This is a genomic window from Ruegeria sp. I1 (assembly GCF_056532675.1).
In genome coordinates this window covers 321,874-335,076 of the sequence record NZ_JBQFNM010000003.1, presented here as the reverse complement: position 1 = coordinate 335,076, position 13,203 = coordinate 321,874, and the positions used below count along the sequence as shown (strand labels likewise).

The following is a 13,203-nucleotide window of genomic DNA, read 5'->3' as shown; positions in this document are numbered from 1 at the left end:
ATGTGATGTGATGAAACCATTAGAGACAGAACCGGCTCCTGCTGAGAGCATTATGGTGTCAGCGCTAGGCCCAGCGCAGGCGATATGGATCCGTCCGAAGCCTCATAACGCCCCTGTTGGCGGGTTGGCAAAACGCGCACTCGACGTAACGGTTGCATTGGTCATGCTGGTCGTGTTCTCGCCGCTGATGGTTGGACTGGCTTTGCTGGTATTGACAACCTCGCCAGGTCCAATCCTGTATCATCATCGTCGCGTGGGGTATCGCAAACGGTCATTTGGCTGCCTAAAGTTTCGGACAATGGTGGTGAATAGCGACGAGGTCCTTCAACAACATCTAGAAAACAACCCGGAGGCGCGGCTGGAGTGGGAGCAGACCCAGAAGTTGCGTGATGACCCGCGTGTCACGTCGGTCGGTCATGTTTTGCGTAAGCTCAGTCTCGATGAGCTGCCGCAGTTGATCAACGTGCTGCGTGGTGAGATGAGCCTTGTTGGTCCCCGCCCGGTTTTGTTTGATGAACTGCGCCGCTATGGCCCTTCGAGCCGCCACTATCTGCGAGCGCGCCCGGGCATTACAGGTTTGTGGCAGGTTAGTGGTCGCAACAATACGACCTACAAACGCCGCGTTGCCTATGACCGTGCTTATGTCACCAATGTGAACACCGCGACGGACATCGCCATCCTTGTGCAAACTCTACCAGCAGCGCTGCGGTCGGATGAAACGGCGTAATCCTCGCGGGTTAATGTACCGGTGCGCAGCTGTTCTGTGCGTGGTTTGAATGCACCTGGGCAACGCGCACATGAAAGCAGAACCCTCACCCCTGATTGCCGATGGCCCTGCGGAGGCCGGGGTGGCCAGGCCACTGGTTTCGGTAATCATGTCGAATTACAACGGTTCCGCCTATCTAGCTGCGGCGGTGCTTTCGGTTCTGAATCAATCTTATTCCACTCTGGAGTTGATTGTTGTTGATGACGCCTCAAGCGACGACAGTGTGGCGGTATTGCAAATACTGGCAGCCTCAGACAGTCGGCTTACAATCATTGCATTATCGAACAATTTAGGGCCTGCAGGAGCCAGAAACCGTGCGTTGGAGGCCGCAAATGGCGATTGGATTGCCATCATGGATGCGGATGATGTGATCCATCCCAAGCGGATTGCTCGCCTGCTGTGCGCCGCTTCGAAGCTAAACGCAGATATGATCGCCGATGATCTGCTGAGCTTTGGATCGGCGAATGTTGCAGGTCAGACCTTGCTTAGAAAAGCTGCGACGGATGCCGCTAAACGCATCACCGCCGTCGATTTGGTCAAAAGTGACACAGCCAGTTTAGGGCTGGCATCGCTTGGTTATCTTAAACCAATGATCCACCGCGATGCCTTGCGTGCGCTGCGCTACGACGAAACGCTTCGGATCGGAGAGGACTTTGATCTATATTGCCGCCTGCTGATCGGCGGCGCCACGTTCTGGGTAACACCCGAGCCAACCTATCTCTATCGACGGCATTCGGGGTCTGTGTCACACCGTCTGTCCGTGCCTGCGCTAGAGAACTTGATTGCAGCTCACGACTCGGCAGCGACGCTGTCGAAATCGGTGGGCGATGAAGGCTTGTACGCAGCGCTTGCAACTCGGCGACAACGTCTTATACGCACCTTATACTATCAGCATCTGGTGGTTGCGATTACAACGCGCGATACACTAAGCGCGTGCCGCCAACTGCTGCAGCGCCCCAAGCTTGTGATGGATCTGGTGGCCAGTCTGGCAGACCGTTGGAATCGCCGCCGACACGCCGCGTCGCACCGACACATCTCGGAACCTAGAACCGTTGTGCTTGCCTTGTCCGAGCAGATTTCGTCTGCTGAAGCACCTGAGGATGCCGTAAGCGTTCCGGTCGAAGCTTGGTCTCCATCTAACGAGTCAAACCGATATGCAATGGCGTGCCGCCTGACAGAACTGGCCGCAAAAGGCCCGGTCCACATTATCGCAATAGGTTTGGAAGGTTTGGATGGGTTGGGCTACGTGCCTGACTGGAACTCAGCGCGGATAATTCTTACCGCAGAAGAAGCGAAGGCCGCTAGCATTCCCTCAAACGCGATGCTGGAGATCTTAGAGTCCCGGGATGGGAACAGCTCTGTCAGGGCTCAATAGCAACCGCGCACCGGTCTCGGGGGCAGCCTCATCTGCCATTTTACTGAGCCCAAGTTTATCTCGTGCGATTTGGTGTATGACGGGCCAGGCCCTGTCGCGCGCATCCAGAAGATATTGGATTGCAGCGGCCGAACCCTGTGTGCGACGCAGGTTAAGAAAGACCCTGTGATCATGTTTTTGACGAACATCTTTTAGATGCGCCCGCATCGCGTTGGTCAGGTCGGGTGCGTGAGGTCCCATAAGCAAATGCGCCTCCAACGCTTTCTGGAACTGCTCCAGCTCTTGAGCGCCATGCTGTGCGCTCAACGAATTTGACCGCACAACTGCGGCATATCCCGGCCTGTGCGTTAGCTTCATTCGCGCGCCGGCGAGCAACATTCTTACGTAAAGATCATAGTCTTCGCCCAGCCTGAGCGCTGGATCATAGCGCAAGTTATGTTTGACTAGAAACGCGCGCGAAAGAATGGGTTTCAAAAACCCCAGCTCTCCGCGCGATACACCGGGCCTGCGTAAGTTGCCGAGCACAAAATCGACGGTTCCAAGTGAAGAAAACTCGGACGCGATTTCCGACCAATCCTGAGTTGTTGCCGCTTCCAGTTGTGCCGGCGCGACAAACGCTATGTTGTCAGCGATCACCTCGCAGTTTGTTTCTGACGACAACCGCCTTAACCGCCCTGGCAAGAACTGGTCGTCCGAATCCAGAACAGCCACGAAATCGGAAATGGCGACCTCTAAGGCTCGATTGCGTGCGGCCGCAGGTCCTTGGTTTTTGTCCTGACAGATGAGCTGAACACGCGGGTCTCGTTGAGCTTCGAAAGCGGCAATGGCTACGGTTTCGTCTTGCGAGGCATCATCCACCACGATCACTTCCGCCGTTTCCGGTTCGGCAAGTGCAGATTGGATCGCCCGTGACAGCGTGTCTTGCGCGTTGTAGGCGGCGATTAGGACAGCAACGCTGGGGCGCATCGAGACTGGACCGGTTTGAGCAAAGTCGAAAGGCACCGAGGACGGGTACTTTGATGTAAAAATCGTATGCGATCTGCCGTTTGCGTCCAAGCGCCATTTAAGTCTGCGCTGGCGTCTCGGCAGTCGACCGCTTGCATTGCTATAGTTTTGAGCGTTTACCTACAAAGAGCGATCTTGGTATCACGCGTCAGTCTCTTGAGGCACTTGTGCCGTTGGGGCGGATGGCGTTTTGCCTTCTTTGTCCTGACGTTTGCGCTTCTGGTTTGCCGCCAGCAAAGCAACAACCGCGACATATGCCAGCTGCAAAACAACCGCTACGGCAATGACAAATAGGATGAGCTTTCCGGTGCTGAAGCCAGCGGCCATACCAATCGCTGCTGCCACAGCAACAGAGAAAAAGAAACCCGCTATGAAGATCGGCAATCGCATCGTTTTCACCTGCAAAACGGACGCAGATTGAGGTTCAATTCGCCCATTGTTCGACAAAGCCTACAGCAAAAGTCCGCGACCCTGCTACAGTGTTTTGCTCAGGATCGTCGCTTGTTGCCTGACATTGCATTCTATTCTGGACGTCAATTGAGCAAAATCGAGGAAATTTCTAGATACCTGTCCACGGGATTCCTGGCGGGAATCCAGGTCAGATTCTAGTTACGCGACCCTTGCTAGAGGATGATCCGTATATCGCGATTTCGCGAAAGCCGATCAGTGACGCAATTGTGCCCATGTGCAACGCACCCCGCAAGAGGTTGGCGTTGCGCCGAGCAGCAACCGGGATAGTTACAAGCGCCAGACCCATACAATATGCCACTTTTGCAAAAGCGAGCGGCAGCATGACAAAACGCCCGTGGTTTCCGTTTTCTTGACGCAGGAGATTCCCATGGGTTTGCCCCATCCGAAACCGGCGCTTCAGCAGCCATGAAATCGTTGCCCTCTCAGGGGGTACCGGTTCGTCCAAACACGCAGTTGGTGCAAACGCGATTTGCGCGCCGTCCTGCATCGCCGCCCTGAAAAAGGCCGTATCCTCGCCGCCAGATACTCCACGCTCAAGATCGAAACGGCGTCCTGTCAGCGCATCACTCGCAAGATTCATGATCACATTACAACTGTGTCCGGCGATGGGTCGTCCGTCTGCGTCTGTTTCAGGTTGCGTGTCATGGATACTGAGATGCTGCATCCAACGCGGCGCATCAGTCGAATAGATAGCCCTTACCGGTCCGACAACAACATCCGCATTCGCGTTTTTTAGCCGGGTTATAAGCGTGTTGAGCCACTCGGGTGGTGCGATCTCGTCATCATCAATGAATGCGAAGACGCTTAATTCGCGACGCTCGGCCTCTTCCAAGGCTGCGTTTCGGGCAATCGAGATGTTACCGGAGGGGGCGAAGCGATAGATCACGTTGTGCTGCGACTCAGAGGCGAAGCTCTCGACCATGTCACGCGCCGTGGGAGTATCGTCATTGTCGACGACAATGATTGATAGGCGGGTTCCGCATGGCAGTACCTGGCCTTCCAATGAACGCAAAGTCCCGAGCAGTTCCGGTCGCCGATGAGTGCAGACCCCGACGGCGACATGGTCGATTGAGAGTGGTGCAGTCTCTGGGGGGTGAGCCAGCGCGAGGCTAGAGTGTGATTTGGCTGGGCGCAGAAGAATCTGCCGCCAGAACCCGAGAGACCATCCCAGATGCATCATGGCAGCAATTGGCGCTGTACCAAGCGCACTTGGATCGCTGCGCCCGACCGCCAGCGAGGTGCCACCAATCAGACAGGCAAGCAACCAAAGAGCAGCGGGAAGGGCGAAGAGCACCCCAAACGGGGTCAGAGCTGCCAAAGCAACCGCAGGGGCGACAGATATCATTGCAAATTGCCTAAGCCGCGGCCTCAGCTGGTGCTTCAGAACTGTACGCGCTCGCCCTCGACCGAAATTTAGGTATTGTCGGAAAAGTGACACAAGAGATGGGCGCGGAAAATAGGTTAACCTCGTGCGGGATGTCAGCCAGATGCGATATCCTGCCTGCGCCAGCTGCAAGTCCAGTTCCGCATCTTCATTATGCGAAAAGCTCTCATCATATCCACCCACTGACCGGAACGCATCCAGCCGCATCAGGGCGTGATGCCCGTGATCGACAAACCGTCCCGTTCCGGCGAGGCGATGGGCCGATCCACCATTGCCCAGCCGAGTGTTCTGGGTGAGTGCGATGATGCGCTGCATTGGGGTCGTGCCAACCGCGTTCATGGAAACTACGACGCTTGCCACGCTGTTTTTTTGGGCCTCATCCATCAGAATATCAATGAAATTGTCAGGATAACTGGAATGCGCATCCAGGCGCAGCAGCCAATCCATATCATCCCCAAACCGGGCGCAGGCGGCGTTGATCCCTGCACTCTGGATGCGGGCAGGATTAACCAAAAGCCGAATGTCGAATTGCGAAAAAGCGGCGATCCGGTCGCGGACGATCTCTTGTGTGCCATCTGTTGATCCACCATCGGCAATCACGAGACGCACCAGAGCACCGCGACGCAGCCTGCGTTGCAGAAAACCCGCCAATCCATCGATGACAGCTGCGATATGCGCGGCTTCGTTCAATGTCGGCACAACGATCAGAACCGCGTCCTGCGACGTATCAACATGTTGCTCGGCTTTTTTGCCTGCTATTGCGTCTACAAGGTCGCGGGCCTCTTGATCGGTTGTCCTCCAACTGCTGAGGGGTGCGGTGTGTTGGGCATGGCGTAGATGCTCGAGGGTTTCAGACGACAGTTTATCCATCATATTGATGACGGCATCGTTATCCGCTTGATCCAGGATCAGCCCCAGTTCCAGTTCGTTCAGACGTCGCGCAGTTTCGGTCCCGGCCAAGGCAATCGGTGGGACTTGATTGATCCCGCTTTCATACATACGGTTTGGCAGAAGCCAGTCGGAGTTGCTTCCGGTATCATATCGGTCGATCAACCATGCAAGATCGACTCCGCTATAGATGCGCGCCAGATCGTCCGGATACATATAGGATCCTTCGAACTGCAGGTCCGGGTTGGCCTCCACAATACGGTGAAAATCGGGTAGAGTGTCAAGGGCCGGGCGTCCGCGCAAAATGACCTGATAGCGGCCCGGCCGCGCCCGTGTCAGCGCATCGAGACTGTGCAGCGAGAAAGGGCACCTGAGTATCCCGAACCAGCCGATGCGCAACGGCGCGTCCTTACATTGGTGCTCGCTGGGCTCGGGTATTGGGGAAGCAGCATTGACCACTTTGTTTTCAACTAGAAAGACCGGTGCTTGGCACTGCTCATAGGCCTCGAAATGGGCGCGTAGGAAGGCCGGAGACGATACGATCAGGCCATCGATTCCCCGGCACAGGCGTCGCTCGATCCAGCGCATCGCTCGTGCAGGTTTCGACGGGCCAACCATCAGCCGGTGAATATCGAGAACCTCATAGACAAGCGAAACGGGCCGACCCTTCGAAAGGTTACGACGCAACGGGACGGCCAATGCCAGCATCTCAAGGTTGCGGCACAAAATAGTGTCGGGATGCGGGATGTCCGAAAACGATGCCTTCAAGCGCATGCGTTGTTGCAGCACAGACAGCACGCGTTGCAGCATTCTGGCGTTGTAGGTTTGTCCCAGAATCAGAGCATTTTCCGGCAAAGTACCGGTGCGGCGACGAAACCCGGCAACCGTGACCTGCGCACCGCCCAGACGCAGCATGTCAACCCGACGCCAGATCGCGGCGTCATCCAGATCATGGGCCAGATAAAGGATACGCCTCTGTCCGTCGGAGCTCCTGCAACATGCAGAAAAATTATCATGATACTGGTGGCTCTGAGTCATCATCGGTCGATCATCCCACCACGGATGCAGCTATGGGTTGTAGCTAGGCGCGCGCTTTGGCGATTGTCAAAGCCGGAGTCAACGGCAGGCGAAACAGAGCCGATGTCCGGGTTGAAATGAGCAGGAAACCGTCGATGTGCGGAATCTTACGGCAATAGTCGAATGCTGTGCCGGCTTAGGACGCAGATGTCCGCTTTAAATCTTTCGCGTTGGAAATAAGCGGGTTTGCCACTTTGTCGGGCACCCGTATGGCGGGAATTTGCTAAAAAGGATGCTGCAACTGCAAAGGATGGGCGAGTCACATCCGGCTGTGCTTAGGTCGCCCCAACGCACGATGTCGGATTGTCGGAAAGAACCTCGCAATGGCTCAACATGGACTTCATGAGGCAGTCGAAACTGTTGCTCATGACAGTTACAAAGGTACCGTTCTGCAGGGCAGCTTTTACACCGGGCTCAGCCAGGGTGTGACAGTCGGCTGTCAGATCGCTTCGGTCCTCATTCTGTCGCGCCTGCTGATGCCTGCCGACTTTGGCCGTATCGCGATGATTGGTCCGGTTGTCGCCTTCTTGTCGATGTTCAAGGAAATGGGTCTGCTGCAAGCCGTTATTCAGAAAAAGTCGCTGACATACGGTCAGCTCAATTCGCTGTTCTGGATCAATATGGGCGTGAGCGCTGTCCTGACGATTTTCCTGATCTTGATGGCACCGTTGATCGCACAATTCTACAATGAACCAGACCTGATCTGGCTGATCCGAGCGATGGCGCTTGGCATGATGCTGACCGCCATTGGGGCGCAGCATTTTGCGCTGCTGAACCGCCGAATGATGTTTGGGCGGATCGCGATAAACAGCGGAATGGTTGCGCTGGCCACCCTTGCAACATCGATCCTGTGGGCTCTTGGTTCGCCCTCACCCTGGGCTCTGGTCGCTGGTACTTTAGTGGGCGGGTTTGTCGGGTCTATGATGGTCTGGGTCTGGGTGGACTGGCGTCCCGCAAAACCCGGCCTTGCGCCGGGGACCGCCGACCTGTTGGGGTTTGGCGCCGGGATCACCGGCTTCAAGCTGGCGAATTTTCTGTCGCGCAATCTGGATAGTATTCTGATCGGTCGGGTCTGGGGCAGCGCGGCGCTTGGGTTTTATGACCGCGCCTACAAGCTGATACTGTTTCCGCTGAACCGGGTGGCTCAGCCTCTGTCGCAGGTCATGGTGCCTGTCCTTTCGCGTATGCAGGATGAGCCTGAGCGCTATGCCCGTGCATTTTTTCGTGTCTTTGGGTTGATGCAGCTCGCGATCCTGCCCGGCGTCGCCGCGATGACCGGTATGGCAGAGACGGCGGTTCCCTTTCTTTTAGGCGCGCAATGGGCCGACAGCGCGCCAATTTTTGCGGCTTTGGGAATCGCTGCTCTCGCTCAACCGCTCGCTAATCCAACGGGCTGGCTGTTTGTCAGTCAGGGGCGTACGACCGAGATGGCATTTTGGGGCCTCGCGTCAGCCGTGGTGACCTGCGGGTCCTTTCTGTGGGGTGTGCAATACGGTGTGAGGGAAGTTGCAGTGGCTTATGCCGCCGTCACGGTCCTGAAGCTGTTTCCGCTTTGGGCTCTTGTCAGCCGAAAAGGACCAATTGGTCGAGACAGCTTAGGCAAGCATATCTTGCCGGTTTTTTGCGCCGGGCTTGCCGCCTATGCAGTCGTTTGGGGCAGCCACCACGCGCTGCCCGATACTGCGTCGCTGAAACTGCTGATGGGGACTACGCTGAGCTATTTGGTTTTTGTGGTTGTTTTGACATTCAGCTCCTACGGGCGCGAGATTCTGGTCGAGGTGAAGCAGCTGCTCATTCAGGCGGCAAGAACCCTCCGTCGGCCCAGATCGGGAAAGCACGCCTGATGCGAATAGGAACTCCATATCTCGTCGAACAGCGTGCCACTCACCGTTGGATGGCGGGGGAACTGCGTTGACTTATCTAGAACAGATCGGAATCCGGATCAGCTGGCAGGTCGCGCCCGGTCTGATGATTGCGCGGTCTCATCCCAAACCTGATCCAAACCTTGATGACGTCTATATGAAACGCGGGCTGATTCTGATTCATATTCCCAAGAACGCGGGCACCTCGGTCGAGGATGCGATCTATGGCTATCACGTTCGTCATCGAACATGGCGCGAGGTTCAGGCACTTTGTCCGCGCGCCTGGCAATCTCTTCCCAAGATCGCGATATTACGTGATCCGGTGGATCGGTTCCTATCGGCATTCGATTATCTCAAATCTGGCGGACGGAACGAGCAGGACAGACAATTCGGTGCGCGTATGATCGGGGATCGCTCAATTGACGCGTTCCTGAACCGGTTCTGCAATAACCTGTCGTTTCGGGCTACCTCCATGCGGTATTTTCACTTCCGCCCCCAAAGCGACTTCATCTCTGACGGTGATGTCGTCAAGGTAGATCATTTGATCCCGTTTCACAGGATAGCGCAGGGGCTGGAGAAATTTGCCGGTGTGGCCCCTAGTGCCCTTAAACATGCCAATAAAACAAACGGGCGGCGCTCGGAGCTGCCGCAATCAGCGGCCGATCATCTGCGCAGTATTTATGCGCAGGACGCCGCTCTGTTCACACAAACCTGCCAAATGTGGAAGGCGGAATCATGCCAAGAATCCTGCACATGAGTTTTCCTCAGACGTCACTGAGCCCGCTGTTTTCATACGAATCTGGAAGGTTTTGACAATGCGAATTCTGTTTGCCGGCGGGAATAGCTGGTTGCCCGAAGCCAGCGGCGGAACCCAGAACAGCACCGATCACCTGATCAGACAGAGTATAGCACAGGGCCACGATTGTGCAGTTTATTGCGGCTTTTCCGGGCGCGGGGTTTTTGGTTTTCGAATGCGCGTGCAACGCAAGATGACAGGCCGACCGTTCAGTATCGACCAAAGGCAAGGTTATGAGGTGATGCGTACGTGGGAGCCGACCGATCCGCATCGGATCGCCGCAGCTGCCCGGCATTTCCGGCCCGATGTCGTTGTGATCCAGACACGCCATTCGGCCCATCTGGGGCATGAGTTCGCAAAGATGGGCCTGCCCGTTGTGCTTTATCTACGAAATGTAGAATTCAATGAGAATGATGGCGATGTCAGCGCCATTCCGGGTGCTAGTTTCATCGCTAATTCTAACTTTACGGCCGGAGCATATCGCGACGCTTATGGTATCGACTGCACAGTTATCACCCCGACCATAAACTTTGAAGAATACAGCTGCGATTCGACAAAAGAGTTTGCGACACTGATCAACATCCACCCCAAAAAAGGATATGAGGTGGCTCGCGACATGGCGCGCGCATGTCCCGATATTCCTTTCTTGTTTGTCGAGGCCTGGACCTTGTGGGACGGGCTTTTCAAACAGATCATGGCTGAGATCGCCGAGTTACCGAATGTAACTTACATGAGCCGAACCTCGGATATGTCGAGGGTCTACGGCCGCACAAAGGTCCTGTTGGCCCCAAGCCAGTGGGAAGAAGCCTGGGGCCGCGTCGCGTCCGAGGCCCATTGTAGTGGTATCCCTGTTGTCGGCTCGGACAGTGGTGGGCTGGGTCAGGCTATTGGACCTGGCGGTATTGTCCTGCCCCATGATGCACCGACCGAAGACTGGGTCGCCGCGCTGCGCAAACTCTGGTTCGATGACATCGCTTATGCCGATCTGTCCGAAAAAGCGTTGGCCTACGCTCAACGGCCCGAGCTGAACTTCCATCGCCAGCATGACACTTTTATTTCGGTGCTCAAGCGCGCAGTGTCTGAGCAAGATGCCCGCGTTCCAGCCTGATATGCGGACTTCGATCACCCAAGGAAGCGGGCTATGAAGATCTGCTTTTGTGTCACCAGCTTTCCGGTTCTGTCGCAAACCTTTGTGACCTCGCAGGTGCTTCACGCCTTGCGGCAAGGGCACGAGGTGATTGTCGCGTGCAAGACGGTCGGCACGGACGTTGCTCTTTCAGAGGAACAGGAAAGCTTGCTAGGCTATGTGAAGACGATCATCTGGCCACGCGAACAGCCACGTATCCTTAAGGTTTTACCGAGTTCGTGGTCTCGCCGGATCGCCGCACAGCTGGACCGAGCTGCGTGGCGACGTCAGATCGATGCCGATGTTGTTGTTGCGCATTTCGGGTTTCGGGGGAGGGCGGTCGCTCGGGCACAACGTGGCTGGAAACATCGCCCCCCGCTTGTGACCGTTTTCCATGGTCGCGATGTCAGCGTTGAATACCAGCGTGATGCTTTGGCGGGCTATCGTGACCTTCTTGCCGAAGGAGATCTGCACGTCACCGTAAATGAGCAGTTTGCCCGGCAACTTGTGGAATGCGGCGCACCGTCAGATCATGTTGAAACCCGGCATCTCGGTATCCCGATCTCGGAATACGAATTTTGCTCTCCATCGTTCGGAACAACACTACGCTTTGTTAGCGTGTGTCGGCTGGTTGAGAAAAAGGGCTTAGAAACAGCAATCATGGCGCTGAAACTGCTGCGTCAGAGGCACCCTGAACTGGATTGGCGTTATGACATAGGCGGCGATGGCCCTCTAATGGAGCGACTGCGCGACCAGGTGGAAGATGCAGAGCTCGGGGATCGCATAGAATTTCTAGGCTCGTTGCCGCACATGGATGCGTTGCATCGGATAGCGGGTGCGGATGTTTTGTTCGTGCCAAGCCTGACGGCCAGGGATGGTGATCAGGAAGGCATCCCGGTCACACTGATGGAAGCAATGGCGTTGGGGACACCGGTTTGCACCACCAACCATTCCGGCATCCCAGAGCTTGTGACCCATGGTGAAACCGGTTTGCTGGCGGATGAGCGCGATGCAGAAGGGTTCTGCAAAAACATCGTCCTTCTCGCTCAAAACCCCGATCTGGCCAAAGCCCTTGCCAAGACAGCACGGGAAAAGGTGGAGAGCGAGTTCAACGAGGACCATCAGAACATCCAGTTTCTGGATCGCTGCCAGGCCTTGGTAAAACAAGCATCGGCAATTGCACCCAGAAGCACCCACGCGCCCATCAAGCTGTCTTAACGCCTGAACGATTGGCCATTTTGGAGTCGATGATTTTGAAAACACCGGATTTCATTATCGGAGGGGCACCGAAATGTGGAACGACCTCATTGCATCAGGTGCTGGATCAGCACCCTGGTGTCTGGATGGCCAAAAACGAATTGTACTTTTTTGATGCCGATGATCCGATTGCGCATCGCGATTTCTTTCAGATGGACGGTGAGGATCTGGTCTGGCGTGATCCGAAGGCTCCGGCTTTGCGCGATTGGTATCACAGCCGGTTCTCAGAAGCCCCTGACGGCTGTCTTATAGGCGAGGACACGACCACATATCTGATGTCTGATGTCGCTGCCTTTCGTATCGGGGCGGCGGACCCCGCGGTAACGGCCCGGGTTCTTCTTCCATACATCGTTTGATATCAGATGCTTGTCGAGATCACGGTGATCACGACTGTGAGAGATACTGGCCGACCCGTTGCACAGGCTTCGTTTGATCAGCAACACGGTTGCCGCCGTCCAGGAACGGTGTGACGCCACCCAATCCTCATCTGCTGCGAACCCCAGCCACGCGCGTCCTAAGACGTTCCTCTGACCGAGAGGTGAGTTCTTTATTGGTTGCAACGTCAAGAACGGCGAACACCTCGGCCAATGGGTGGTTGGCTGGCAGATTAGGTTCCAGATCAGCAGCAACAGCGAGAAGCCGCGACAGATCATTGATGTCAACGCAGAGCTCCCACTGGGTCGCCATTTCGCGTGCGAACGGCCAACGTTCCGAGCGGAAAGGCTTGATCAAAGCCACAATACTTGCACGAAGCTCATCACCCGTTAGATCCTCGTTCTGAACCAACCCATAAATCTCGGTAACCAGTGCCTGCAAAGGTGATACCTGCCGCGCGGCAGTTCGGATCACCAGTCACGGACACGCCGGACAATATCACTGACAAGGTGATTATAAAGTTCGATCGCGCCGTTGGTCAGAACCCCAGTGCCGGCCTCGCGAAACCCGGTCAGCTCAACAGCCAGTTTGCGATGTCGAAGTTTTTATCGCTCGCATGGTCTCTGTTAGCGTTCAATTCATTGCGCCAGGCCAACTTCATTGCCTGTGACCTAACTACCTCAGAACCTAGTTGCAAAAGTAGTTCTGGGCCGAACTAACATCGCTCAAGCATGTAGGGTTGTTAAAAGTATTAGGTTGTCTTCCGCAGGCTTGCGGGCCACGTCCAGTTTCGTAAGTTAGGCGCCAGCATCAGAGAGGGC

At 55.7% G+C, this 13,203-nt stretch carries 11 protein-coding genes; 7 read left to right on the top strand and 4 right to left on the bottom strand.

The window, feature by feature from the left end; translation table 11 throughout:
- Positions 1–10 precede the first annotated feature (10 nt).
- Positions 11–727 (top strand): sugar transferase, encoded by a 717-nt coding sequence (locus ACR0DH_RS08205; RefSeq protein WP_480548249.1) that lies wholly within the window; start codon positions 11–13, stop codon positions 725–727.
- A 70-nt stretch (positions 728–797) separates the two neighbouring features.
- Positions 798–2,141 (top strand): glycosyltransferase family 2 protein, encoded by a 1,344-nt coding sequence (locus tag ACR0DH_RS08200; protein ID WP_480548247.1) that lies wholly within the window; start codon positions 798–800, stop codon positions 2,139–2,141.
- Here the strand turns inward: ACR0DH_RS08200 and ACR0DH_RS08195 are convergent.
- From ACR0DH_RS08195 to ACR0DH_RS08185, 3 genes are all read right to left on the bottom strand, one after another.
- Complete coding sequence (locus ACR0DH_RS08195; protein ID WP_480548245.1) at positions 2,100–3,107, bottom strand: glycosyltransferase family 2 protein; 1,008 nt, start codon at positions 3,105–3,107, stop codon at positions 2,100–2,102. The two genes, ACR0DH_RS08200 and ACR0DH_RS08195, sit on opposite strands and share 42 nt — an antisense overlap.
- A 180-nt stretch (positions 3,108–3,287) precedes the next feature.
- A complete protein-coding gene (locus ACR0DH_RS08190) occupies positions 3,288–3,536 on the bottom strand; it encodes a hypothetical protein (protein ID WP_480548243.1) in 249 nt (82 codons plus the stop codon).
- Positions 3,537–3,744: 208 nt separating this feature from the next.
- Positions 3,745–6,930 (bottom strand): glycosyltransferase, encoded by a 3,186-nt coding sequence (locus ACR0DH_RS08185; protein ID WP_480548241.1) that lies wholly within the window; start codon positions 6,928–6,930, stop codon positions 3,745–3,747.
- A 359-nt stretch (positions 6,931–7,289) separates the two neighbouring features.
- Here ACR0DH_RS08185 and ACR0DH_RS08180 point away from each other — a divergent pair, with 359 nt between their 5' ends.
- From ACR0DH_RS08180 to ACR0DH_RS08160, 5 genes are all read left to right on the top strand, one after another.
- Positions 7,290–8,810 carry a lipopolysaccharide biosynthesis protein gene (locus ACR0DH_RS08180; RefSeq protein WP_480548239.1) on the top strand — a complete coding sequence of 507 codons (1,521 nt, stop codon included), beginning with the start codon at positions 7,290–7,292 and terminating at the stop codon, positions 8,808–8,810.
- Between the two features lie 67 nt (positions 8,811–8,877).
- Positions 8,878–9,585 (top strand): sulfotransferase family protein, encoded by a 708-nt coding sequence (locus ACR0DH_RS08175; protein WP_480548237.1) that lies wholly within the window; start codon positions 8,878–8,880, stop codon positions 9,583–9,585.
- A gap of 58 nt (positions 9,586–9,643) precedes the next feature.
- Positions 9,644–10,732, top strand: a complete 1,089-nt coding sequence (locus ACR0DH_RS08170; RefSeq protein ID WP_480548235.1) for a glycosyltransferase — start codon at positions 9,644–9,646, stop codon at positions 10,730–10,732.
- A gap of 33 nt (positions 10,733–10,765) precedes the next feature.
- The gene (locus ACR0DH_RS08165; protein WP_480548233.1) at positions 10,766–11,968 is read left to right on the top strand and encodes a glycosyltransferase; all 1,203 of its coding nucleotides are present in this window, start codon (positions 10,766–10,768) and stop codon (positions 11,966–11,968) included.
- Between the two features lie 29 nt (positions 11,969–11,997).
- A complete protein-coding gene (locus tag ACR0DH_RS08160) occupies positions 11,998–12,363 on the top strand; it encodes a sulfotransferase (RefSeq protein WP_480548231.1) in 366 nt (121 codons plus the stop codon).
- Between the two features lie 127 nt (positions 12,364–12,490).
- Here the strand turns inward: ACR0DH_RS08160 and ACR0DH_RS08155 are convergent, their stop codons facing one another.
- Positions 12,491–12,823 carry a hypothetical protein gene (locus ACR0DH_RS08155; RefSeq protein WP_480543833.1) on the bottom strand — a complete coding sequence of 111 codons (333 nt, stop codon included), beginning with the start codon at positions 12,821–12,823 and terminating at the stop codon, positions 12,491–12,493.
- Positions 12,824–13,203: the final 380 nt, after the last annotated feature.

Bases quoted from the DNA above. Each gene is read 5' to 3' on its own strand.
- ACR0DH_RS08170 (WP_480548235.1), top strand. From the start codon at position 9,644: ATGCGAATTCTGTTTGCCGGCGGGAATAGCTGGTTGCCCGAAGCCAGC.
- ACR0DH_RS08180 (WP_480548239.1), top strand. From the start codon at position 7,290: ATGGCTCAACATGGACTTCATGAGGCAGTCGAAACTGTTGCTCATGAC.
- ACR0DH_RS08185 (WP_480548241.1), bottom strand. From the start codon at position 6,930: ATGATGACTCAGAGCCACCAGTATCATGATAATTTTTCTGCATGTTGC.
- ACR0DH_RS08165 (WP_480548233.1), top strand. From the start codon at position 10,766: ATGAAGATCTGCTTTTGTGTCACCAGCTTTCCGGTTCTGTCGCAAACC.
- ACR0DH_RS08195 (WP_480548245.1), bottom strand. From the start codon at position 3,107: ATGCGCCCCAGCGTTGCTGTCCTAATCGCCGCCTACAACGCGCAAGAC.
- ACR0DH_RS08200 (WP_480548247.1), top strand. From the start codon at position 798: ATGAAAGCAGAACCCTCACCCCTGATTGCCGATGGCCCTGCGGAGGCC.
- ACR0DH_RS08160 (WP_480548231.1), top strand. From the start codon at position 11,998: ATGATTTTGAAAACACCGGATTTCATTATCGGAGGGGCACCGAAATGT.
- ACR0DH_RS08190 (WP_480548243.1), bottom strand. From the start codon at position 3,536: ATGCGATTGCCGATCTTCATAGCGGGTTTCTTTTTCTCTGTTGCTGTG.
- ACR0DH_RS08205 (WP_480548249.1), top strand. From the start codon at position 11: ATGAAACCATTAGAGACAGAACCGGCTCCTGCTGAGAGCATTATGGTG.